General features: G+C 66.7%; 20 protein-coding genes, 2 tRNA genes and 1 pseudogene. All 23 read right to left on the bottom strand.

Translation table 11 applies throughout. The annotated features are described in order from the left end of the window. Window positions 1–484 precede the first annotated feature (484 nt). The 23 genes and pseudogenes from QNA08_RS00705 to QNA08_RS00595 all read right to left on the bottom strand — a co-directional run bounded on the left by QNA08_RS00705 (window position 485) and on the right by QNA08_RS00595 (window position 22,946). Window positions 485–1,174 (bottom strand): ABC transporter ATP-binding protein, encoded by a 690-nt coding sequence (locus QNA08_RS00705; RefSeq protein ID WP_283738765.1) that lies wholly within the window; start codon window positions 1,172–1,174, stop codon window positions 485–487. A gap of 9 nt (window positions 1,175–1,183) precedes the next feature. Next, window positions 1,184–2,461, bottom strand: coding sequence for a lipoprotein-releasing ABC transporter permease subunit (locus QNA08_RS00700; RefSeq protein ID WP_283738764.1), 1,278 nt, complete (start codon window positions 2,459–2,461; stop codon window positions 1,184–1,186). A gap of 38 nt (window positions 2,462–2,499) precedes the next feature. Next, complete coding sequence (gene proS / locus QNA08_RS00695) at window positions 2,500–3,822, bottom strand: proline--tRNA ligase (protein ID WP_283738763.1); 1,323 nt, start codon at window positions 3,820–3,822, stop codon at window positions 2,500–2,502. 431 nt (window positions 3,823–4,253) lie between these two features. Further along, window positions 4,254–4,484, bottom strand: a complete 231-nt coding sequence (locus QNA08_RS00690; protein ID WP_283739288.1) for a DUF1467 family protein — start codon at window positions 4,482–4,484, stop codon at window positions 4,254–4,256. A 39-nt stretch (window positions 4,485–4,523) separates the two neighbouring features. After that, entirely contained in the window at window positions 4,524–4,928 is a 405-nt protein-coding gene (gene mce / locus QNA08_RS00685; protein WP_283738762.1) for a methylmalonyl-CoA epimerase, read from the bottom strand. Between the two features lie 28 nt (window positions 4,929–4,956). Beyond that, window positions 4,957–6,627, bottom strand: coding sequence for a ribonuclease J (locus QNA08_RS00680; protein WP_283738761.1), 1,671 nt, complete (start codon window positions 6,625–6,627; stop codon window positions 4,957–4,959). 38 nt (window positions 6,628–6,665) lie between these two features. Then, on the bottom strand, window positions 6,666–7,448 hold the full coding sequence (locus QNA08_RS00675) for a biotin--[acetyl-CoA-carboxylase] ligase (protein ID WP_283738760.1): 783 nt from the start codon (window positions 7,446–7,448) through the stop codon (window positions 6,666–6,668). Window positions 7,449–7,460: 12 nt separating this feature from the next. Continuing rightward, window positions 7,461–8,897, bottom strand: a complete 1,437-nt coding sequence (gene nuoN / locus QNA08_RS00670) for an NADH-quinone oxidoreductase subunit NuoN (protein ID WP_283738759.1) — start codon at window positions 8,895–8,897, stop codon at window positions 7,461–7,463. A gap of 11 nt (window positions 8,898–8,908) precedes the next feature. Further along, window positions 8,909–10,420, bottom strand: a complete 1,512-nt coding sequence (locus QNA08_RS00665; protein ID WP_283738758.1) for an NADH-quinone oxidoreductase subunit M — start codon at window positions 10,418–10,420, stop codon at window positions 8,909–8,911. Further along, the gene (gene nuoL / locus QNA08_RS00660) at window positions 10,420–12,438 is read right to left on the bottom strand and encodes an NADH-quinone oxidoreductase subunit L (protein ID WP_283738757.1); all 2,019 of its coding nucleotides are present in this window, start codon (window positions 12,436–12,438) and stop codon (window positions 10,420–10,422) included. The genes QNA08_RS00665 and nuoL overlap by 1 nt, the downstream gene beginning before the upstream one ends. An 11-nt stretch (window positions 12,439–12,449) precedes the next feature. Then, window positions 12,450–12,758: an NADH-quinone oxidoreductase subunit NuoK gene (gene nuoK, locus QNA08_RS00655; protein ID WP_283738756.1), complete on the bottom strand. Its 309-nt coding sequence runs from the start codon at window positions 12,756–12,758 to the stop codon at window positions 12,450–12,452. A 22-nt stretch (window positions 12,759–12,780) separates the two neighbouring features. Further along, entirely contained in the window at window positions 12,781–13,395 is a 615-nt protein-coding gene (locus QNA08_RS00650; protein WP_283738755.1) for an NADH-quinone oxidoreductase subunit J, read from the bottom strand. Window positions 13,396–13,467: 72 nt separating this feature from the next. Then, complete coding sequence (gene nuoI / locus QNA08_RS00645; protein WP_283738754.1) at window positions 13,468–13,956, bottom strand: NADH-quinone oxidoreductase subunit NuoI; 489 nt, start codon at window positions 13,954–13,956, stop codon at window positions 13,468–13,470. A 107-nt stretch (window positions 13,957–14,063) separates the two neighbouring features. Then, a complete protein-coding gene (gene nuoH / locus QNA08_RS00640) occupies window positions 14,064–15,107 on the bottom strand; it encodes an NADH-quinone oxidoreductase subunit NuoH (protein ID WP_283738753.1) in 1,044 nt (347 codons plus the stop codon). Window positions 15,108–15,119: 12 nt separating this feature from the next. Then, window positions 15,120–17,198: an NADH-quinone oxidoreductase subunit NuoG gene (nuoG, locus tag QNA08_RS00635; protein WP_283738752.1), complete on the bottom strand. Its 2,079-nt coding sequence runs from the start codon at window positions 17,196–17,198 to the stop codon at window positions 15,120–15,122. A gap of 133 nt (window positions 17,199–17,331) precedes the next feature. Then, on the bottom strand, window positions 17,332–18,633 hold the full coding sequence (nuoF, locus tag QNA08_RS00630; protein WP_283738751.1) for an NADH-quinone oxidoreductase subunit NuoF: 1,302 nt from the start codon (window positions 18,631–18,633) through the stop codon (window positions 17,332–17,334). Between the two features lie 12 nt (window positions 18,634–18,645). Beyond that, window positions 18,646–19,386, bottom strand: a pseudogene (gene nuoE, locus QNA08_RS00625) (NADH-quinone oxidoreductase subunit NuoE); the annotation flags it as partial. 43 nt (window positions 19,387–19,429) lie between these two features. After that, on the bottom strand, window positions 19,430–20,620 hold the full coding sequence (locus QNA08_RS00620) for an NADH-quinone oxidoreductase subunit D (RefSeq protein WP_283738749.1): 1,191 nt from the start codon (window positions 20,618–20,620) through the stop codon (window positions 19,430–19,432). Between the two features lie 13 nt (window positions 20,621–20,633). Beyond that, on the bottom strand, window positions 20,634–21,239 hold the full coding sequence (locus tag QNA08_RS00615; protein WP_283738748.1) for an NADH-quinone oxidoreductase subunit C: 606 nt from the start codon (window positions 21,237–21,239) through the stop codon (window positions 20,634–20,636). A 26-nt stretch (window positions 21,240–21,265) separates the two neighbouring features. Beyond that, window positions 21,266–21,850 (bottom strand): NuoB/complex I 20 kDa subunit family protein, encoded by a 585-nt coding sequence (locus tag QNA08_RS00610; RefSeq protein ID WP_283738747.1) that lies wholly within the window; start codon window positions 21,848–21,850, stop codon window positions 21,266–21,268. Beyond that, window positions 21,841–22,206, bottom strand: a complete 366-nt coding sequence (locus QNA08_RS00605; RefSeq protein WP_283738746.1) for an NADH-quinone oxidoreductase subunit A — start codon at window positions 22,204–22,206, stop codon at window positions 21,841–21,843. The genes QNA08_RS00610 and QNA08_RS00605 overlap by 10 nt, the downstream gene beginning before the upstream one ends. 512 nt (window positions 22,207–22,718) lie before the next feature. Continuing rightward, window positions 22,719–22,795: transfer RNA gene (locus tag QNA08_RS00600), tRNA-Asp, on the bottom strand. Window positions 22,796–22,869: 74 nt separating this feature from the next. Then, window positions 22,870–22,946: transfer RNA gene (locus QNA08_RS00595), tRNA-Asp, on the bottom strand. Window position 22,947: the final 1 nt, after the last annotated feature.

Genomic DNA, 22,947 nt, shown 5'->3' with positions numbered 1-22,947 from the left:
TGGCCTGGCGATCTCGGTGGATTCCTTCCGCACTATCGCGATCCTCGGCGTGAGCGTCGAGCCCGCGCGCCGCCATCCTGTGGATTGAATCAGACGCTGCCGCCGGCGATGGCCGCCCAGAGTCCAATCATCGCGACAAAGACGCCGAGCGACGCCAGCTCGACGACGCTGGCGAGAAGCAGCTTGATCATGGGCGGCCTCCGTGTTCCTTGTATGTTCAATGATGTTCATTTTTTGTTCTCGCGCAAGAGGCAATCGTGGTTAAGGTTGCCGCCGGGTGGGGACGCCTGGTCCCCGGCCTTGCACCCCGGGGAATGTTGTCAGCGCAAGGGAGTGGCCGTCGCCCGAGGCTTTCGCCTTGGCCCGCGGAGCGATGCCACGACGAAGACGCGGCGCCGGCGATCGTTGAGTGAGGTCGCGACCGGGAACGGGACCCGGCGCGAAGGGCCACAGGCGACCACCGATCGCCCTGCGGTCGCCGGTCTCAGTCGAGCGGCACGATGATGCCGTCGCGGATCGTGACGCAGCGGTCCATGCGCGCTGCGAGATCGAGATTGTGCGTGGCGATGACGGCCGCGAGGCGGGACGCACGCACGAGCGCGATCAGCGTCGAGAAGACATGGTCGGCCGTCTTCGGGTCGAGATTGCCGGTCGGTTCGTCGGCGAGCAGGACCCGTGGCGCGTTGGCCACGGCCCGGGCGATCGCAACCCGCTGCTGCTCGCCGCCCGACAGTTCCGCCGGCCGGTGATGCAGCCGTTCCCCGAGACCGAGGAAAGACAGCAGTTCCCCGGCGCGCCGCTCGGCCTCCCTGCGCGGCAACCCCCGGATGAGCTGCGGCAGGACGACGTTCTCCTGCGCCGAGAAGTCGGCAAGGAGGTGGTGGAACTGATAGACGAAGCCGATCTCGAGGCGGCGCAGCCGCGTGCGACCGCCATCATCGAGGGCGACCGTCGGTTGGCTCGCGACGTAGACCTCTCCTCCGTCGGGGCGCTCAAGGAGGCCGGCGGTGTGGAGCAGTGTCGACTTGCCAGTCCCGGATGGGGCGATGAGCGCGACGATCTCCCCGGGCCAGACGGCGAGGTCGGCGCCGCGCAGGATCTCGAGCGTCGCATCGCCCTGGATGTAGCGGCGCTCGACGCGGGAGAGGAAGAGAGCGGGATGTGGTGTAGCCATCGATCCGCCTCAGCCGTAGCGCAGCGCTTCCACGGGATCGAGCTTGGCCGCGCGCCAGCTCGGATAGAGCGTCGCGACGAGCGACAGGGCGATCGCCATGACGACCACGGTCGTGACCTCGCCGACGTCGATCTTCGCCGGCAGGCGGCTCAGGAAATAGAGCTCGGCCGGGAACAGGTTGGAATTGGTGAGGCGCGACAGGAAGGCGCGTATGGCCTCGACGTTGGCCGCGAGTGCCACACCCAGGCCGAAACCGGCGATGGTGCCGACGACGCCGATGGAGGCACCGGTGATGAGGAACACGCGCATGACGGCGCCGCGCGTCGCGCCCATGGTGCGCAGGATGGCGATGTCCTCGCTCTTGTCCTTCACGAGCATGATCAGGCCCGAGATGATGTTGAGCGCCGCCACCAGCACGATGAGGCTGAGGATGAGGAACATGACGTTGCGCTCGACCTCGAGCGCCGAAAAGAAGGTGCGGTTGCGCTGGCGCCAGTCGACGAGCATCAGGGGGCGTTCAGCCCCCTCCTCGATGCGCTGGCGCGCCTCGTCGACCTTGTCGGCGTCGTCGAGGAAGAGCTCGATGACGCTGACGTCGCCATCGCGGTTGAAATAGGCCTGCGCCTCCGCCAGAGGCATGTAGACGAAGGAGCCGTCGAATTCCGACATGCCGATCTCGAAGACGGCGACGATCGGATAGGACTTGATGCGTGGCGCCGTGCCGAAGGGGGTGGCGGCGCCCCTGGGCGAGACGACGGTCAAGCTGTCGCCGACGCGCAGGCTCAGATACTCGGCCATGCGCCGGCCGATTGCGACGCCGCCCTTCACGTCGAAGCCATCGAGTGTGCCCTGCCTGACGTTGTTGGCGATGAACGGGATGCGGGCGATGTCCGTCTCGCGCACGCCGCGCACCAGCGCGCCGCTGTTGTTATAGGGCGAGGAGGCGAGCGCCTGCCCCTCCACCATTGGCACGACCAGCGCGACGCCGGGCATCCTGCCGAGACGTTCCGACAGTTCGGCATAATCGGTCAGCGGCTTGTCGATCGGCTGCACGAAGATGTGGCCGTTCACGCCGACGATCTTGCTCAGGAGCTCCTGGCGGAAGCCGTTCATGACCGACATCACGACGATGAGCGTCGCGACGCCGAGCATGATGCCGAGGAAGGAGAAGCCGGCGATGACCGAGATGAAGCCTTCCCTTCGTCGGGCGCGCAGGTAGCGCAGCGCGAGCATCCATTCGAAAGGCGCGAATGGCTTCGTCGAACCGGTATGCGCCGCTCCGCTCATGCTCGTACCCGCGTCCTCACAGCTTCATCCGGGTCCCTTCAGCCGGCGACGCGAACGACCGCGTCCTCGATCGACAGGAGCTCGCGCTCGCCGGTGGCGCGGCGCTTCACCTCCACCTTGCCCTCTGACAGGCTCCTCGGCCCGACGAGGATCTGCCACGGCACGCCGATGAGATCGGCGGTGGCGAACTTCGCGCCGGGACGCTCGTCGCGGTCGTCGTAAAGCACGTCCCGGCCGCGCAGGCCGAGCGCACGGTAGAGGTGCCCACAGGCGTCGTCGGTCGCGCTGTCGCCGGGCTTCAGATTGAGGAGCGCCACGTCGAAGGGAGCGACCGGGTCGGGCCAGACGATGCCCGCCTCGTCGTGGCTCGCCTCGATGATCGCAGCCACGAGGCGCGACGGGCCGATGCCGTAGGATCCCATGTGCACGGGCCGCTCGTGCCCATCGGGGCCGGTGACGGTGGCCTTCATCGGCTCGGAATATTTCGTGCCGAAGTAGAAGATGTGGCCGACCTCGATGCCGCGCGCGGAAACCTTCTTGTCGTCGGGGATCGCCGCGAAGGCCGCTTCGTCGTGCATCTCGGAGGTCGCGGCATAGACCGAGGTCCACTTGTCGACGATGGACTGAAGATGCGCGACGTCGTCGAAGTCAGTGTCCGCCGGCGGGATCGGCGTGTCGAGCACGTCCCTGTGGCAGAACACCTCGCTCTCGCCCGTGGCGGCGAGGATGATGAACTCATGGCTCAGGTCACCGCCGATCGGTCCCGTGTCCGCCCGCATCGGGATCGACTTGAGGCCGAGCCGTGCGAAGGTGCGCAGGTAGGCCACGAACATCTTGTTATAGGAGTGGCGCGCACCCTCCTGGTCGAGGTCGAAGGAATAGGCATCCTTCATCAGGAACTCGCGCGAGCGCATGGTGCCGAAGCGCGGTCTGATCTCGTCGCGGAACTTCCACTGCAGATGGTAGAGGTTGAGCGGCAGGTCCTTGTAGGAGCGCACGTAGGCCCGGAAGATGTCCGTGATCATCTCCTCGTTGGTCGGGCCATAGAGCATCTCGCGGTCGTGGCGGTCGCGGATGCGCAGCATCTCCTTGCCGTAGGCGTCGTAGCGCCCGGACTCGCGCCAGAGCTCGGCCGACTGGATGGTCGGCATCAGCAGTTCCACCGCGCCTGACCGGTTCTGTTCCTCGCGCACGATGGTGGTGATCTTGTTGAGCACCCTGAGACCGAGCGGCAGCCAGGAATAGATGCCCGCGGCCTGCTGACGCAGGAGGCCGGCGCGGAGCATCAGCCGATGGGAGGCGATCTCCGCCTCCTTCGGGGTTTCGCGGAGAATGGGCAGGAAATAGCGGCTGAGGCGCATCGGAACCTTGGGATTGCCGGGATTTTCGACGGGCGAGTCGGCCGCTGAGACAACACCGACCGCTTCGAAAAGACAAGCGCAGGTGTGCCGTCCCCGGGGCCCCCTTGCCCAAGTCGCGACCGCCTTTGGGCCACCCTGCAAAAAAGAGAGGCTGCATCTGCACTAAATGATGACAAGCCCCCAATGATCGACTAACAATTTTGCGGCTGATTGTCCCAGGCGCTGCAGGAAGTGACGGCGCGGGCGGCGGTCCAGGTCTCGGGAGGAAGCCCATCAGACCCGCGCGAGAGGTGCACGAGTGCCCCGGCCGCAAGTGGCGGTAAGGCGGGAAGGGTTCGAGAGGAAGACTTGAAGCAAGGCTTATGGCCTTGCTTTTTTCTTGGGCCGCAGCAACCGCAACCTGCGCGCGAGCAGCGCCCCGCTTTCGCCGATCAAAGCTCGATCGTGTTGATCGCCACCATGACGATGGCGAAGATCACCGCCGAAATCGCCGTGGTGATCAGCGCCTTGCGCAAGAGCCCCGGGCGCACGGGTGCCCCGGGCTCCGTGCCATGTGTCACCTCGCCCGATTCGGCTTGGCTCCTGACGCCGAACGGCAGAACGGCGAACAGCACGATCCACCAGATCACGAAATAAAGGGCGAGTGCGCCCGAAACGGTCATCATCTCTCTCGCCCTGCTTCGGGTCGCACGGTCTCAGCCTCAGGCCTGCTCCAGCTCCACGAGCGTGCCGCAGAAGTCCTTCGGGTGCAGGAAGAGCACGGGCTTGCCGTGTGCCCCGATCTTGGGCTCGCCCGAGCCGAGCACGCGCGCGCCCGTAGCCAGCAGGCGGTCGCGTGCGGCGAGGATGTCGTCCACCTCGTAGCAGACGTGGTGAATGCCCCCGTCAGCATTGCGCTCGAGAAACTTGTTGATCGGGGACCCGTCGCCGAGCGGTTCGAGCAGCTCGATCTTGGTGTTCGGCAGCTCGACGAAGACTGTCGTCACGCCATGCTCCGGCTGTGCAACCGCCTCGGAGACCCGTGCGCCGAGCGTATCGCGGTAGATCCTGGACGCGGCCGCGATGTCCCTGACCGCGATGGCGACATGGTTGAGCCGACCGATCATTCCTTTCCTCCCGTAGCGCTGCGGCCCCTCATATCGCGACGACGAGCACGTGGCACGTGGGCTTCTTGCCCCAGGCATGTTGCACTTCCGCGCGCACGGCCCGCTCGACCGCATGCGCCATCGCGTCGGGATCGCGACGCTTGGCCTTCGGGAGCCCGTCGAGGACGTCGGCGACAGCATCGCTCACGAGTGCGTCCATCGCCTCGCCGGCGCGGGTGCGCGGCGGCAGGCCGGTGAGCGCGATCTCCGGATCGCCGGCAATATTGCCCTTGTCGTCGACGGCGATCGCCACTGACACGACGCCGGCGAAGGACAGGCGCCGGCGCTCCGGCACGGTCTTCTCGCCCGCTCCGACGAGCAGTATGCCGTCCTTGTAGAGGCGGCCGGTGGGCACGTCGTCAGCGATGCCAGGCTTGCCCGGGGCGATCTCGACGAGATCGCCGTCGGCCGCCTTGACGACCGAAGGCACGCCCTGCCGCCGCGCGAATTTCGCATGTTCGTCGAGATGCAGCGCCTCGCCGTGCGCCGGAATGGCGATGCGCGGGCGCGTCCAGGCGTACATCTGCTCGAGCTCGCCCGTGCGTGGATGCCCGGAGACGTGCACGAAATGGGTTCGGTCGGTGATGACTTCGACGCCCTGGCGGATGAGGTTGTTGATGATGCGGCCGACCGCCTTTTCGTTGCCGGGAATGGTGCGGGAGGAGAAGATCACGCGGTCGCCCGGCGACAGGGCGATGTCGGGATGTTCGTCGAGCGCGGCGCGCGCGAGGGCGGCTCGGGGTTCTCCCTGGCTGCCGGTGAGCAGCGCCACCACCTTGTCGCGCGGCAGATAGCCGTAGGTCTCCGCAGCGCGGAACGGCGGCAGGCCCGCGAGATAGCCGCATTCGGTCGCCACATCGATGACGCGCTCCATCGCCCGGCCGACGACGACGACCTCCCGGTCGCAGGCCATGGCCGCCTCCGCCACCGCACGGATACGCGCCACGTTGGAGGCAAAGGTGGTGACGGCGACGCGGTGGGGCGAGGCCTTGATGATGTCGGCGAGTGACACCGCCACGTCCGCCTCGCTCGGGCTGATGCCGTCGCGCACCACGTTGGTCGAGTCGCAGACGAGGGCGAGCACACCCTCGTCGCCCAGCGCCCTGAACCGGGCCTCGTCCGTGGGCAGGCCGACGCGCGGCGTCGGGTCGATCTTCCAGTCGCCCGTATGGAGGACCATGCCGAGTGGCGTGCGGATGGCGAGCGCGTTCGATTCCGGAATGGAGTGGGAGACGGGCACGAACTCCACGTCGAAGAGCGGCAGAGCGATGCGCCCGCCCTGCTCGACGACGTTGAGCGGAATCCTGGGCGCGCCGGGCTCCGACAGGCGGCGCAGCTCCAGCAGGCCCGCGGCAAAGGGCGTGCAGTAGACTGGTGCCTCGAGCCGCGGCCACAGCTCCGCGAGCGCGCCGATGTGGTCCTCATGCGCGTGCGTGATGACGATGCCGACGAGGTTCTTCCGCTCCTCCTCCAGGAAGCGGATGTCCGGCAGCACGAGGTCGATGCCGGGTAGATCCTCCCCGGCGAAGCTCACCCCGCAGTCGACCAGGAGCCATTTGCGCCGCCCCTCCGGCCCGAAGCCGTAGAGGCCGGCGTTCATGCCGATCTCTCCGAGACCGCCAAGAGCGACGAAGACGAGGCTGTCCGTGCGAGGCGCCATCACAATCCGTTTCTATGCAATGCTGTTGGCGCACCGGCTCACGCCGAGCGCAGGGAACCGAAGAAGAGGTCGCCGGCGTCGATCGTCTCGCGCCCCGCCTCGCCATCAAGCAGGAGACGCCCGGCCGAGTCCATCCCAACGAAGGTTCCCCTCACCTCCCGGCCCGGCAGGCGCACGGTGACGCGCTGTCCCCGGCCGGCGGCGCGCGCGAGCCACGCCTCGCGCAGCCGGGCGAAGCCCAGGCCCTTGTCCCATTGTGCGAGCCGCGTGGCGAAGGCCGCCGACAAGGCGGAGAAGACGGCCGCGACCTCCACGGGTCCCACCGCCTGCGCCAAGCTCGTCGCCGGATAGGGCGTGTCGCTCGGGGCGAAGCCGACGTTGAGGCCCATGCCGACGATGACGACGAAGCGCGGTGGCGTGCCGATGCGATGTCCCTCGAGCAGGATGCCCGAAATCTTGGCGCCGTCGAGCAGGAGGTCGTTCGGCCATTTCAGCGTGAGCCGTGGCGCGGTGAGGCCAGCCACGGCGCCGATGGCGTCGTAGAGCGCGAGCCCGGCGACGAAGCCGAGCTGTGGTGCGTCCGTCAGGTCGCAGGGTTCGACGAGGAGAAGGCTCGCGTAGAGGTTGCCCGGTGGCGAGGCCCAGGCGCGGCCGTGGCGCCCCCTGCCCTTCGTCTGCTCGCGCGCCAGGATCCACAGCTTGCCCGGATCACCCTCACGCGCGCGCTGCAACGCCTCGTCGTTGGTCGAGGGCGTGGCATCGAGGGACAGAAGGCGGAAGCCCGCGTCCCGGGCCTCCGCTGCGAGCGCCGCCCTGTCCATCGCCGGCCGGGATCAGAAGAGCGACTTCGCCGCGGCCGCCGCGGCACCGACGAGCGGAGCCGGCGCGAGCCAGAACAGGACGACGACCGCGCTCGACACACCGAGCACGAGCTTCAACCCGGGCGCCATCGGCAGGTAGGCGCCGCGCGGCTCGTCGAAATACATCACCTTGACAATGCGGATGTAATAGTAGGCGCCCACCACGCTCGCCACGATGCCGATGACGGCGAGCGTCACGAGCTTTGCCTGGATGGCGGCGGCGAAGACATAGAACTTGGCGAAGAAGCCGGCGAGCGGCGGGATGCCTGCGAGCGAGAAGAGCAGCATCGCCAGGCAGAAGGCGAGCGCCGGCTGCGAGCGGGCGAGCCCGGCGAGATCGTCGATCTCCTCCACCATGCCGCCCTCGCGCCGCATGGCGATGATGCAGGCGAAAGCGCCGAGCGTCATGGCGAGATAGAGCGCCATGTAGACGAGTACGCCGTTGACGCCCTGCTCCGTCCCGGCCGCGAGGCCGACGAGCGCATAGCCCATGTGGCCGATCGAGGAATAGGCCATGAGGCGCTTGATGTTGCGCTGGCCGATGGCGGCGAAGGCGCCGAGCACCATCGAGGCGATGGCAATGAAGACGACGATCTGCTGCCACTGCGGCACGATGCCCGGGAAGGCGCCGACGAAGACCCTGACCGTCATGGCCATGGCCGCCATCTTGGTCGCCGCCGCGAAGAAGGCCGTCACGGGCGTCGGCGAGCCTTCATAGACGTCCGGCGTCCACATGTGGAACGGCACGGCCGAGATCTTGAAGGCGAGGCCCGCAGCGAGGAAGACGACGCCGAAGACGATGCCGGCCGAATGGCCGTTCTGCAGCGCAGCGGCGATTCCAGGGAAAGACACTGTCCCGGAGAAGCCGTAGGTCAGCGAGGCGCCGTAGAGGAGCATGCCCGAGGACAGGGCCCCGAGCACGAAGTACTTCAGCCCCGCCTCGCTCGAGCGCGCATTGTCCCGATCCATCGCCGCGATGACATAGAGCGCGAGGCTCTGCAGTTCGACGCCGACGTAGAGCGCGATGAGATCGTTCGCCGAGATCATCATCAGCATGCCCGTCGTCGCGAGGACGACGAGGATGGGATACTCGTAGCGATCGAGCCTTTCGCGCTTCAGATAGTCGGAGGACAGGATGAGCGAGGCGGCGGCGCCGAGAAGCGTCAGCAGCTTCATGAAGCGCGCAAAGCCGTCGACGACGAAGGCGCCGTTGAAGGTCTCGATGCGCCCGGCCGGCTGCATCGCCACGGCAAGGCCGGCGGCGACGAGCAGCGCCAGGGCGAGCGCGCCGACGAGGCCCCGCGAACGGTCGCCCTGGACGGCTCCGATCAGCACGAGCACGAGCGCGCCGGCGGCGAGCAGGAGCTCCGGCAGGGCGGGCGCGATGGCGGGCACGGTCAAGGCAGGCATCGGTCAGGCCTTCAGTGGAGCGTCAGCGCCGCGGTCTTCGCGGCCGAGAGGGCGGCTTGCGTGCTCTTCAGGAGCTCGGTGGTGGGCGCGGCGAAGGCATCGAGCACCGCGCCCGGCTGCACGCCGTACCAGATCACGAGGAGAAGGAGCGGCACGAGCACCAGCACCTCGCGGTAGTTGAGATCCGGCATCGACTTGAGCTTTTCCTTCTCGAGCTTGCCGAAGATCACGCGCCGGTAGAGCCACAGCGCATAGGCCGCCGACAGGATGACGCCCGTGGTGGCGAAGAAGGCGACCCAGGAGTTGACCTTGAACGCGCCCGTGAGCGTCAGGAACTCTCCGACGAAGCCGGACGTGCCCGGCAGGCCGACGTTCGCCATGGTGAAGACCATGAAGCAGGTTGCATAGACCGGCATGCGGTGCACCAGGCCGCCGTAGTCGGCGATCATGCGCGTGTGCAGCCGGTCGTAGACCACGCCGACACAGAGGAAGAGCGCGCCCGAGACGAGCCCGTGGCTCACCATCTGGAACATCGCGCCCTGGATGCCCTGCGGCGTCATCGTGAAGAGGCCCATGGTCACGAAGCCCATGTGGGCGACGGACGAATAGGCGATGAGCTTCTTCATGTCCTCCTGCATCATCGCAACGAGCGAGGTGTAGATGATCGCGACGATCGACAAGGCGTAGACGAGCGGCGTGAAATAGACCGACGCGTCCGGGAACATGGGGATCGAAAAGCGGATGAAGCCGTAGCCGCCCATCTTGAGGAGGATGGCGGCCAGGATGACGGAGCCGGCCGTCGGCGCCTCGACGTGGGCGTCCGGCAGCCAGGTGTGCACCGGCCACATCGGCATCTTCACCGCAAAGGATGCGAAGAAGGCGAGCCACAGCCACGTCTGCATGGCCGGCGCGAACCTGTGCTTGAGCAGCACCGCGATGTCGGTGGTGCCGGCATCCCAGTACATCGCCATCACGGCGAGCAGCATCAGCACCGAGCCGAGCAGCGTGTAGAGGAAGAACTTGAAGGCCGCGTAGACGCGCCGCTTGCCGCCCCACACGCCGATGATGAGGAACATCGGGATGAGGCCCGCCTCGAAGAAGAGGTAGAAGAGCACGAGGTCGAGCGCCACGAAGACGCCGATCATGGTCGTCTCGAGCACGAGGAAGGCGACCATGTACTCCTTCACGCGCGTCTCGATGGGCTGCCACGAGGCGATGATGCAGAAGGGCATCAGGAAGGTCGTGAGCAGCACGAAGGGCATCGAGAAGCCGTCGACGCCGAGCTTGAAGCGGATCGAATCCGTGAGCCAGGCGTGCGTCTCGACGAGCTGGAAGGCCGCATTGCCGCCGTCGAAGCGCTGCCAGGCGACAACCGAGAGCACGAAGGTCGCGACCGTCGTGACGAGCGCCGCCCAGCGGGCGTTGGAGCGCACCGCCTCTTCCTCGCCGCGCAGCGTCAGGATGAAGGCCGCGCCGACGAGCGGCAGGACGAGAAGGCCGGAGAGAATGCCGAGGCCGAACATCAGAGCACGCCCCCGAAGAGGTACCAGGTGACGAAAGCCGCAACGCCGATGAGCATCGCGAAGGCGTAGTGGTAGACGTAGCCCGTCTGCAGGCGCACGACCCTGTTGGTCACGTCGACGACACGCGCCGAAACACCGTCCGGTCCGAAACCGTCGATCAGCCAGCCGTCACCCTTGCGCCAGAGGAAGAAGCCGAGCCACTTCGCCGAACGCACAAAGAGCACGTCGTAGAGCTCGTCGAAATACCACTTGTTGAAGAGGAAGCGGTAGAGTAGCGGGTTCGCCTTGGCGAGCTGCACGGGCTTCTTGGGGTCGATGACATAGAACCAGAAGGCCACCAGAAAGCCGACGACCATCATCACGAAAGGCGAGGCCACGACCCAGCCAGGCACCTCGTGCATGTCGTGCAGGATGTGGTTGTCCTTGGCCGTGAAAAGCGCGCCCTTCCAGAAGTGATCGTAGTCATGGCCGATGAAGGCCTCCTTGAAGAGGAAGCCGGCGGCCACCGCCCCCACCGCCAGCACGGCGAGCGGGATCAGCATGACGAGCGGGCTCTCGTGCGGCGCATGCAGGGCATGCGCGCGGCCGTGGTGCTCTTCGGCATGCTCGTGCTCGTGGCCGCCCGCCGCGGGGGCGATATGGCCGTGGGCGTGGGCATGGCCGTTGTGCGACCAGCGCGGCCTGCCCTCGAAGGTCATGAAGTAGAGGCGCCAGGAGTAGAAGGACGTCATCAGCGCCGCGGCAACCGTCATGAGGAAGGCGAAGTTCGCCCCCGGCACCTTGCCCGCATAGGCCGCCTCGATGATCGCATCCTTGGAGAAATAGCCTGCGGTGAAGGGGAAGCCCGTGAGCGCCAGCGTGCCGATACCCATCATCGCCGCCGTGAAGGGGATGTGCTTCCGCAGGCCCCCCATGTGGCGCATGTCCTGCTCGTGGTGCATCGCATGGATCACCGAGCCGGCGCCGAGGAAGAGCAGCGCCTTGAAGAAGGCGTGCGTGAAGAGGTGGAAGATGCCGGCCGAATAGGCTCCGACGCCGAGCGCGACGAACATGTAGCCAAGCTGCGAGCAGGTCGAATAGGCGATGACGCGCTTGATGTCGTTCTGCACGAGGCCGACGGTGGCGGCAAAGAAGGCGGTCGTGGCGCCGATCACGGTGACGACCGACAGCGCTGTCGGCGCGAGCTCGAAGAGCGGCGACAGGCGCGCCACCATGAAGACGCCGGCGGTGACCATGGTCGCGGCGTGGATCAGCGCCGACACCGGGGTCGGGCCCTCCATGGCGTCCGGCAGCCAGGTATGCAGCAGGAACTGTGCCGACTTGCCCATGGCCCCCATGAAGAGCAGCAGGCAGGTGATGGTCAGGGCGTTCCAGTCGTAGCCGAGGAAACGGAAGGTCTGGCTCGCGAATTCGCCCACCCGCGGGAAGATGCCCTCGAAGGCGATCGTCCCGAACAGGGTGAAGACGAGGAAGATGCCGAGCGAGAAGCCGAAATCGCCGACGCGGTTGACGATGAAGGCCTTGATGGCTGCGGCGTTCGCCGACGGCTTGTCGTACCAGAAGCCGATGAGCAGGTAGCTCGCGAGGCCGACCCCTTCCCAGCCGAAGAACATCTGCACCAGGTTGTCCGAGGTCACCAGCATCAGCATGGCGAAGGTGAACAGGGACAGATAGGCGAAGAAGCGCGGCCGCGATGTGTCCTCGTGCATGTAGCCGACGGAATAGAGATGCACGAGCGACGACACGGTCGTGACGACGACGAGCATCACCGCCGTCAGCGTGTCGATGCGCAGCGCCCAGTCGACCACGAGGTCGCCGGAGACAAGCCAGTTGGCGACCTGGACGCGGGTGGTGCCGCCGCCGAAGCCGACCTGGGTGAAGGCGATCCACGACAGGGCGCAGGAGACGAAGAGGAGCGAGGTGGTGACGACTTCGCTCGCGCGCGCGCCGATGAACCGGCCGAGGAGGCCGGCGATCAGAAAGCCGACGAGGGGCAGGAAAACGATCGCTTGATACATGATCGGCGGCCTCAGCCCTTCATCATGTTGATGTCCTCGACCGCGATGGTGCCGCGGTTCCGGAAGTAGACGACGAGGATGGCGAGCCCGATCGCAGCCTCCGCGGCGGCGACCGTCAGCACCATGAGGGCGTAGACCTGCCCGACGATGTCGCCCATGTGCGTGGAGAAGGCGACGAGATTGATGTTGACGGCGAGCAGGATGAGCTCGATCGACATCAGGATGATGATGACGTTCTTCCGGTTCAGGAAGATGCCGAAGACGCCGAGCGTGAAGAGCACTGCGGCGACGGTGAGATAATGCGCGAGCCCGATGATCATGGTCTCTCCTGCCCTCCGCGCCTCAGACGCCCTGGCGGAAGGGCACCTTCCGCACCTCGATGGCCGTGGCCTTCGTCCGTGCCACCTGGGCCGCCACGTCCTGACGCTTGATGCCTGCCTTGTGGCGCAGCGTCAGCACGATGGCTCCGATCATGGCGACGAGGAGCACGAGGCCGGCGGCCTGGAAGAAGTAGAGATACTGGGTGTAGAGCACGCGCCCCAGCGCGGCGGTGTTCGTCACCTGGTCGGCCGGCGGAATGGCCGCGACCGGCGACTTCAGGATGTTCGGGTCGATGGCCATCGACCCCACGACGAGCAGGAGCTCGATGAGGAAGATCACGCCGATCGCGGCACCGATGGGCAGGTACTGCAGGAAGCCCTGCCGAAGCTCCACGAAATCGACGTCGAGCATCATCACGACGAAGAGGAAGAGCACCGCCACGGCGCCGACATAGACGACGACGAGGATCATCGCCAGGAATTCGGCGCCCATGAGCAGGAACAGCCCTGCCGCATTGACGAAGGCGAGGATGAGGAAGAGCACCGAGTGCACGGGATTGCGCGACGCGATGACCATGAAGGCCGACGCGATGCAGACGCATGCGAAGAGATAGAAGAAGGCCGCAGCGACCGTCATGCTTCGAGCCCCGTCAGTTGCAGCGCCGGCCGGACGGCCGGGCTGTGAACACCGTTTCCCACGACACCATCCTCACCGGTATGGCGCATCCATCGCGATGTTGCGCGCGATCTCGCGCTCCCACCGCGCGCCGTTCCCGAGGAGCTTATCCTTGTCGTAGTAGAGCTCCTCGCGCGTCTCGACCGCGAACTCGAAATTCGGCCCCTCGACGATGGCGTCCACCGGACAGGCTTCCTGGCAGAAGCCGCAGTAGATGCATTTGACCATGTCGATGTCGTAGCGGGTCGTCCGGCGCGTGCCATCGTTGCGGCGCGGCCCGGCCTCGATAGTGATGGCCTGGGCCGGGCAGATCGCCTCGCAAAGCTTGCAGGCGATGCAACGCTCCTCGCCGTTGGGATAGCGGCGCAGCGCATGTTCGCCGCGGAAGCGCGGGCTGAGCACGCCCTTCTCGAAGGGGTAGTTGAGCGTCGCCTTCGGCTTGAAGAAGTAGCGCATCGACAGGAAGAACGCCGACACGAACTCCTTCAGGAAGAGCGATTTCGCGGCCTGATCGAGCCTCATCCGCCCGACTCCGTCTTTCATGTCCCGGCATCCGCCGCCGTCCGGCCGGCGCATGCCACCCGATCCGATCGCGGCCGCGCCCACCGGAGCGCAGGCCGCATGAAACTTCACACGCCCGGCGCCCAGCCCGTGACCTGCAGGACCGCGGCGACAAGGATCACCGCAGCGAGCGACAGCGGCAGGAAGACCTTCCAGCCGAGCCGCATGAGCTGGTCATAGCGGTAGCGCGGCACCATCGCCTTCACCACGGCGAACATGAAGAAGACGAGCGAAACCTTGATCACGAACCAGACGACGCCCGGGACCCACGTGAAGGGCGCGATCCCGATGGGCGAGGTCCAACCGCCGAGGAAGAGGATGGTGGTCAGCGCGCACATGGTCATGATCGCCACGTACTCGCCGAGCATGAACAGGAGGTAGGGCGTCGAGGCGTATTCCACCATGAAGCCCGCGACGAGCTCGGACTCCGCCTCCGGCAGGTCGAAGGGCGGCCGGTTCGTCTCCGCGAGCGCCGAGATGAAGAACACGACGAACATCGGGAAGAGCGGCAGCCAGTACCAGTTGAGGAAGGTCAGCCAAGGCACGCCGAGCATGGTGGCGAGCCCGCGCGTCTCCTGCGCCTTCACGATGTCGCTGAGGTTGAGCGAGCCGACGCACAGAAGCACCGTGATGATGACGAAGCCGATGGAGACCTCGTAGGAGACCATCTGCGCCGCCGAGCGCAGGGCGCCGAGGAAGGGATATTTCGAGTTCGACGCCCAGCCGCCCATCAGGATGCCGTACACGCCGAGCGAGGAGATGGCGAAGATGTAGAGCACGCCGACATTGATGTCGGCGATCGCCCAGCCCTCCGCCACAGGGATCACAGCCCACGCCGCGAGTGCCAGCACGCAGGTGACGAGCGGCGCCAGCAGGAAGATGCCCTTGTTGGCTCCGGCCGGGATCACGGGCTCCTTCAGCACGAACTTGAGGAGGTCGGCGAAGGACTGCAGCAGCCCCCACGGGCCGACGACGTTCGGGCCGCGGCGAAGCTGCACGGCCGCCCAGATCTTGCGGTCGGCATAGAGGATGTAGGCGATGAAGACGAGGAGCGCGACGAGCAGGAGGAGGCTCTTGCCCAAGATGATCGCGACGGTGGTCAGCCATTCCATCGTGGGCACTCCTTACTCGGCCGCCTGGCGCAGGGCGCCGTTGGCCAGCGCCGAGCACTCGGCCATGACCGCCGAGGCCCGGGCGATCGGGTTGGTCAGGTAGAAATCCTTCACTGCCGAGGCGAAGGGCGTTCTGTCCGTCTCCCCATCCAGACCGGCGAGGGCCGCAATGGCGGCCGCATCGCCGGCGGCAATCGCGTCGATCCCGGCGAAGTGCAGATAGTCGGCATAGAGCTTGCGCCGCAGCTCGAGTAGCGAGTCGAAGGGAAGCCTGTGGCCGAGGACGTCGGAGAGGGCGCGCAGGATGGCCCAGTCCTCGCGTGCGTCGCCCGGCGGGAAGGCGGCGCGGTTGGCGAGCTGCACACGCCCTTCCGTGTTGACGTAGGTGCCCGACTTCTCCGTATAGGCCGCGCCCGGCAGGATGACGTCGGCGCGATGCGCGCCCCGGTCGCCGTGCGTGCCCTGATAGACGACGAAGGGGCCTGCCGGGACCTCGACCTCGTCGGCGCCAAGGAGGAAGAGCAGGTCGAGCGCGCCCGGCTGAACCATGGACTTCGCATCGAGGCCGCCCTCGCCCGGCACGAGGCCCAGATCGAGCGAGCCGACGCGCGCGGCCGCCGTATGCAGCACGGAAAAGCCGTTCCAGCCGTCCTTCACGGCGCCCACAGCCACCGCGGCCTTGGCCGCGAGCGCGAGCACGGCGCGGCCGTCGGCGCGGGTCAGCGCCCCCTGCCCCAGGATGACGAGCGGGCGCTCGGCGCGCCGCAACACCTCGGCGAAGGGATGCGTGCCCGCCGCGATGCCCGCCAGCGTCTCGCCGCCCGCGCCGAGATGCTCGTAGTCGTAGGTCAGGTCGACGCGTTCGCCGATGAGGCCGATCGGCGTGCGTCCGCCCCGCCAGTTCTTGCGAATGCGGGCGTTGAGCACCGCCGCCTCGCGGCGCGGATTGGCGCCGACGATGAGGATGGCATCCGCCCGCTCGATGCCGGCGATCGTCGCATTGAACAGGTAGGACGCGCGGCCGAAGCGGGGATCGAGAGCCGTCCCGTCCTGGCGGCCGTCAACATTCTTCGTGCCGAGCGCTTCCATGAGGAGCTTCAGGGCGAAGCTCTCCTCGATGGCGGCGAGATCGCCGACAATGGCGCCGATGCGCTCGGGCTTCGTCGCCTTCACGAAGGCGGCGATCGCCGCGAAGGCCTCGCTCCACGAGGCCGGGCGCAGGCGGCCGTTCTCGCGCAGGTAGGGGCGGTCGAGGCGCTGCGTGCGCAACCCGTCCCAGATGAAGCGGGTCTTGTCGGAGATCCACTCCTCGTTCACTGCGTCGTTGACGCGCGGCATGACGCGCATGACCTCGCGGCCGCGCGCATCGACGCGGATGGCGGAGCCGACCGCGTCCATCACGTCGATGGACTCGGTCTTGTTCAGCTCCCAGGGCCGCGCCTGGAAGGCATAGGGCCTGGAGGTGAGCGCGCCCACCGGGCAGAGGTCGATCACATTGCCCTGCAGCTCGGAGTGCATGGCGCTCTCGAGGTAGGTCGTGATCTCCATGTCCTCGCCGCGGCCGATGGCGCCAAGGTCGCAGACGCCGGCGACCTCGGTGGTGAAGCGGACGCAGCGCGTGCAATGGATGCAACGCGTCATCACCGTCTTCACGAGCGGGCCAATGTACTTGTCCTCGACGGCGCGCTTGTTCTCGTGGAAGCGGGAGGAGTCGACGCCGTAGGCCATGGCCTGGTCCTGCAGGTCGCATTCCCCGCCCTGGTCGCAGATCGGGCAATCGAGCGGGTGGTTGATGAGGAGAAATTCCATCACCCCTTCCCGCGCCTTCTTGACGAGCGGCGTGCGCGTGTTGACGATGGGCGGCTCGCCGTTCGGCCCCGGACGCAGGTCGCGCACGGCCATGGCGCAGGAGGCGACGGGCTTGGGCGAGCCCTTCACCTCGACGAGGCACATGCGGCAGTTGCCGGCGATCGACAGGCGCTCGTGGAAGCAGAAGCGCGGCACCTCCGCGCCCGCCTGCTCGCAGGCCTGCAGGAGCGTGAACTCCGCCGGAACCTCGATCTCGCTGCCGTCGACGATGAGCTTTGCCATCGCGCTGTCCGTTCTCGTCTTTCGTCATCCCGGCCGCCGCCCCCGTGGGCATGCGGTCCGGGCTGCAGGAACTCTCTTCGTCCAGGCTCCGGGCCCCGGATTGTTCGTCCGGGAGGCCGGGGGCCGATGAATGCTACTCCGCGGCCTGGAGCACCGGCTCCAGATGCGGGTTCGCGGCATAGTCGTCGATGCGCTTCTCGATCTCGTGCCGGAAGTGCCGGATGAGACCCTGCACCGGCCAGGCGGCTGCATCGCCCAGGGCGCAGATGGTGTGACCCTCGACCTGGTAGGTCACGTCGAGAAGCATGTCGATCTCGCGCTTCTGGGCGCGCCCCTCGGCCATGCGGTTGAGGACGCGCCACATCCAGCCCGTGCCCTCGCGGCACGGCGTGCACTGCCCGCAGCTCTCGTGCTTGTAGAAGTAGCTCAGCCGCGCGATCGCCCGGACGATGTCGGTGGACTTGTCCATGACGATCACCGCTGCCGTGCCGAGGCCGGACTTGAGCGCCCGGAGGCTATCGAAGTCCATGGGGCAGTCGATGATCTCGTTCGCCGGCACGCAGGGCACCGATGAACCGCCCGGGATGACGGCGAGCAGGTTGTCCCAGCCGCCGCGGATGCCGCCGCAATGGCGCTCGATGAGCTCCCGGAAGGGGATGCCCATCTCCTCCTCCACGTTGCAGGGCTTGTTCACGTGGCCGGAGATGCAGAAGAGCTTGGTGCCGGTATTGTTCGGGCGCCCGAGGCCCGCGAACCACGCCCCGCCCCGTCGCAGGATGGTGCCGGCAACCGCGATCGACTCGACGTTGTTCACCGTCGTCGGGCAGCCGTAGAGGCCCATATTGGCCGGGAACGGCGGCTTGAGCCGCGGCATGCCCTTCTTGCCCTCGAGGCTTTCGAGGAGGGCCGTCTCCTCGCCGCAGATATAGGCGCCGGCGCCGTGGTGGACGTAGAAATCGAACGGATAGCCGTGGACATTGTCCTTGCCGATGAGCTTGGCCTCGTAGGCCTCGTCCACGGCGCGCTGCAGCGCCTCGCGCTCGGCAATGAACTCACCGCGGATGTAGATATAGGCCGCATGCGCCCCCATGGCGAAGGAGGCGAGCATTGCGCCTTCGATGAGCAGATGCGGGTCGTGGCGCAGGATCTCGCGATCCTTGCATGTGCCGGGCTCGGACTCATCGCCGTTGATGACGAGATAGTGCGGCCGCCCGTCTGACTGCTTGGGCATGAACGACCATTTCAGGCCGGTCGGAAAGCCCGCGCCGCCGCGGCCGCGCAGGCCCGACTTCTTCATCTCCTCGACGATCCAGTCGCGGCCCTTGTCGAGGAGGAACTTCGTCCCGTCCCAGGCGCCGCGCAGGCGCGCGGCCTTCAGCCCCGGGCTGTGCAGCCCGTAGAGATTGGTGAAGATGCGGTCCTTGTCGGCAAGCATGGCCGCTCACTCCTTCGGCTTCTCGCCGGCGCCCGTGGCGGGCTTGTCCTTGGCGGGCGCATCACCGGCGGGCGCGCCTACGGCATTCGCCTTCACCGTCTCTTCCTCGAAACGCTTGCGCCAGGCGCCGATGAGGGAGCCGTCGTAAAGCGACGGATCGGAGAGCGTCGTGATCGCCCCCTCCGGCTCCGAGGCGCGCCGGCCGTTCTGCGGCCCGGGCTTCACCGGGCGCCCGGCGGCGAGGTCGTCGATGATCTTCCCGAGGCTGTCGGGCGTCAGGTCCTCGTAATAGTCCGCGTTGATCTGCACCATCGGCGCATTGCAGCAGGCGCCGAGGCACTCGACCTCCATCCACGAGAACCTGCCGTCCGGGGTAACGTGCTTCTCATCGCCGATCCTGGCCTTGAGCAGCTTCTTCAAGTCCTCGGCACCGCGCAGCATGCAGGGCGTGGTGCCGCACAGCTGGATGAAGTGCGTCCCCACCGGCTCGAGGTTGAACATCGTGTAGAAGGTCGCGATCTCCAGCACCCGGATGTAGGGCATCTTCAGGAGATCGGCGACCATGCGGATGGCCGGCTCCGGCAGCCAGCCGCCGGCCTGCTCCTGCGCCTTCCACAGGAGCGGGATGACAGCGGACGCCTGCCGCCCCTCCGGATACTTGGCGATCTGCTGCCCCGCCCAAGCGGCATTCTCCGCCGTGAAGGCGAAGCTGTCGGGCTGGATCTCTTTCGGCGCGAGCCTGCGAACAGCCATTCCAACACCCAATCAAAGGAGCAACCGACCCGGAGGCGGCGGCTCAGCGATCGACCTCACCGAACACGATATCGAGCGAGCCCAGGATCGCGGACACGTCGGCCAGCATGTGGCCCCGGCACATGAAATCCATGGCCTGCAGATGCGCGAAGCCCGGCGCCTTGATCTTGCAGCGGTAGGGCTTGTTGCTGCCGTCCGACACGAGGTAGACGCCGAACTCGCCCTTGGGCGCCTCGACAGCGGCATAGGCCTCGCCGGCCGGTACGTGGTAGCCCTCGGTGTAGAGCTTGAAGTGGTGGATGAGCGCCTCCATCGAGCGCTTCATCTCGCCGCGCTTCGGCGGCACGACCTTGCCGTCGGCGGTGGACACCGGGCCCTGCCCTTCGGGCGAGCGCAGCTTCTCGAGGCACTGCTTCATGATGCGCACCGACTGGCGCATCTCCTCCATGCGGATGCAGTAGCGGTCGTAGCAGTCCCCGTTCTTGCCGACGGGAATGTCGAAATCGAGTTCCTCGTAGCACTCGTAGGGCTGCGTCTTGCGCAGGTCCCAGGCCGCCCCCGAGCCGCGCACCATGACGCCCGAGAAGCCCCAGGCACAGGCATCCTCCAGCTTGACGACGCCGATGTCGACGTTGCGCTGCTTGAAGATGCGGTTGTCGGTGAGGAGCCCCTCGAGATCGTCGCAGACCTTGAGGAAGGGATCGCAGAAGTCCCAGATGTCGTCGAGGAGCTGCGGCGGCAGGTCCTGGTGCACGCCGCCCGGACGCACATAGGCGGCATGCATGCGCGCGCCCGAGGCCCGCTCGTAGAAGATCATCAGCTTCTCGCGCTCCTCGAAGCCCCAGAGCGGTGGCGTGAGCGCGCCGACGTCCATGGCCTGGGTCGTGACGTTGAGGAGATGCGAGAGCAGGCGGCCGATTTCGGAATAGAGCACGCGGATGAGCTGGCCGCGCTTCGGCACCTTGATGCCGAGGAGCTTCTCCACCGCGAGCGCGAAGGCATGCTCCTGGTTCATCGGCGCGACATAGTCGAGCCGGTCGAAATAGGGCACGGCCTGAAGATAGGTCTTGTACTCGATCAGCTTCTCGGTGCCGCGGTGCAGGAGGCCGATATGCGGATCGACACGCTCGACGATCTCGCCGTCGAGCTCCAGCACGAGGCGCAGCACGCCGTGCGCCGCCGGATGCTGCGGGCCGAAGTTAATCGAGAAATTGCGGATCTGATGCTCTCCCAAGGCTCCCTCCCGATCAGTTCGCCTTGGCCTTCTCGTCGCCCGGGAGCACGTAGTCCGTGCCCTCCCAGGGCGAGAGGAAGTCGAAGTTGCGGAACTCCTGGTTGAGCCGCACGGGCTCGTACACCACCCGCTTCTGCTCGTCGTCGTAGCGCACCTCGACGAAACCCGTGAGCGGGAAGTCCTTGCGCAGGGGGTGCCCCTCGAAGCCGTAGTCGGTCAGGATGCGGCGCAGGTCCGGATGACCGGAGAAGATGACGCCATAGAAGTCGTAGGCCTCCCGCTCGAACCAGTTCGCCGCGGGAAACACCGAAATGACGGAAGGCACCGGCGTCACCTCGTCCGTCTGCACCTTGACGCGCACGCGCACGTTATGGCGCGGCGACAGGAGGTGATAGACGACGTCGAAGCGCCGCTCGCGCTGCGGATAGTCAACGCCACACAGGTCCGTGAAGTTCACGAACAGGCACTTCGGATCGTTGCGCAGGAAGGTCAGCACCCGCACGATCTCGGCGGCTTCGGCCTGCACGGTCAGCTCGCCGAAGGCGATGCTCGTGCCGGTCACCGCGCCGGGCAGCGAGGCGGCGATATGCGCACCGAGGCTTTCGAGATCCGCGCTCATCAATCGCGTCCGTTCAGCTTCGCAAATCAACGTTCGATGGTGCCGGTGCGGCGGATCTTCTTCTGCAGAAGAAGGACGCCGTAGAGCAGCGCTTCCGCGGTCGGCGGGCAACCGGGCACGTAGATGTCCACGGGCACGATGCGGTCGCAGCCGCGCACCACGGAATAGGAGTAGTGGTAGTAGCCGCCACCGTTGGCGCAGGAGCCCATGGAGATGACGTACCGCGGCTCCGGCATCTGGTCGTAGACCTTGCGCAAAGCCGGCGCCATCTTGTTGGTGAGCGTACCGGCGACGATCATCACGTCCGACTGGCGCGGGCTGGCGCGCGGAGCGAAGCCGAAGCGCTCGACGTCGTAGCGCGGCATCGAGAGCTGCATCATCTCGACGGCGCAGCAGGCCAGGCCGAAGGTCATCCACATGAGCGAACCTGTGCGCGCCCACTGGATGAGGTCGTCGGTCGTGGTGACGAGGAAGCCCTTGTCGGCGAGCTCGTCATTGAGCCCGACGAAGAACGGATCATCGGCGCCGACCGGCTTGCCGGTTCTCGGATCGATGATGCCCCTGGCCGCCGGCGCGACGGCAGGGCCGCGGGTCTCGGCGATCAATCCCATTCCAGGGCTCCCTTTCTCCACTCGTAGATGAAGCCGACGGTCAGCACGGCGAGAAACACCATCATCGACCAGAAGCCGAACCAGCCGAGCTCGCCGAACGTCACGGCCCACGGGAAGAGGAAGGCCACTTCGAGGTCGAAGATGATGAACAGAATCGACACCAGATAGAACCGGACGTCGAACTTCATGCGCGCGTCGTCAAAGGCGTTGAATCCGCACTCGTAGGCCGACAGCTTCTCCGCATCGGGCTTCGAGTAGGCCACGATGAACGGCGAGATCAGCAGCGCCAGTCCGATGACGAGCGACACGCCGATGAAGATCACGAGAGGCAGATAGTCGGAGAGAAGGCTCTGCATCCGGCACTCGCTGGAATGGCTCGACGCGGAACGTCGCGCAGCTCGACACGCGCGCATGCGATTCCCCATGCAGGGACGGGCATGGCGACGAAACTGCAGGAAAATCCTGCGAAATCGCCCGCCTTAGACCGGTTCGCATGTGCGCGGCGAGGCTTATCCCAGCGTTTCCCGGGTGGCAAGTGCTGCGGTGCCGCAATCGTGCCGCGTTCGTATGTCGCCGGCCACTTGGTGAAGGAACCGCATACCGGAAGCGCCCTTCGCCATCGCCGGCCGCGACCCGCGCTGCCGTGCGGGCCTTCCCCCGGGCAATGGCAGGGCCCGAATCCGTTCGGCCACCCTTCCCTTCATTCTTCGCGCGTTCCGCGCCGGATGCGGTGCCCTGTCTTGTCGTGGCTGCATGCCACGACGGGCCGCCCCCGACTCGCATTCGGCCCTTGGGGGTGCCTGCCGAGCCGGAGCGGACAGCACGGCACCTCTGGCGTGCAGGCAAGTTCTTCGATGAAGATGAGGAGTGGCGGGAGTGACGGGGCTCGAACCCGCGGCCTCCGGCGTGACAGGCCGGCGCTCTAACCAACTGAGCTACACCCCCGCAGGGTGTCGACTCCGCCCAAGTGCCTTATACACCCCGCGGAGTCCGTGAGATAACACAATCTCGGAAGAGGATGGCGGGAGTGACGGGGCTCGAACCCGCGGCCTCCGGCGTGACAGGCCGGCGCTCTAACCAACTGAGCTACACCCCCG

This window comes from Chelatococcus albus (assembly GCF_030067675.1).
GTDB classification, from domain to species: Bacteria; Pseudomonadota; Alphaproteobacteria; order Rhizobiales; family Beijerinckiaceae; genus Chelatococcus_A; species Chelatococcus_A albus.
Note: the sequence above shows the minus strand (reverse complement) of the source record. Positions and strands in the feature narration are given on the sequence as shown.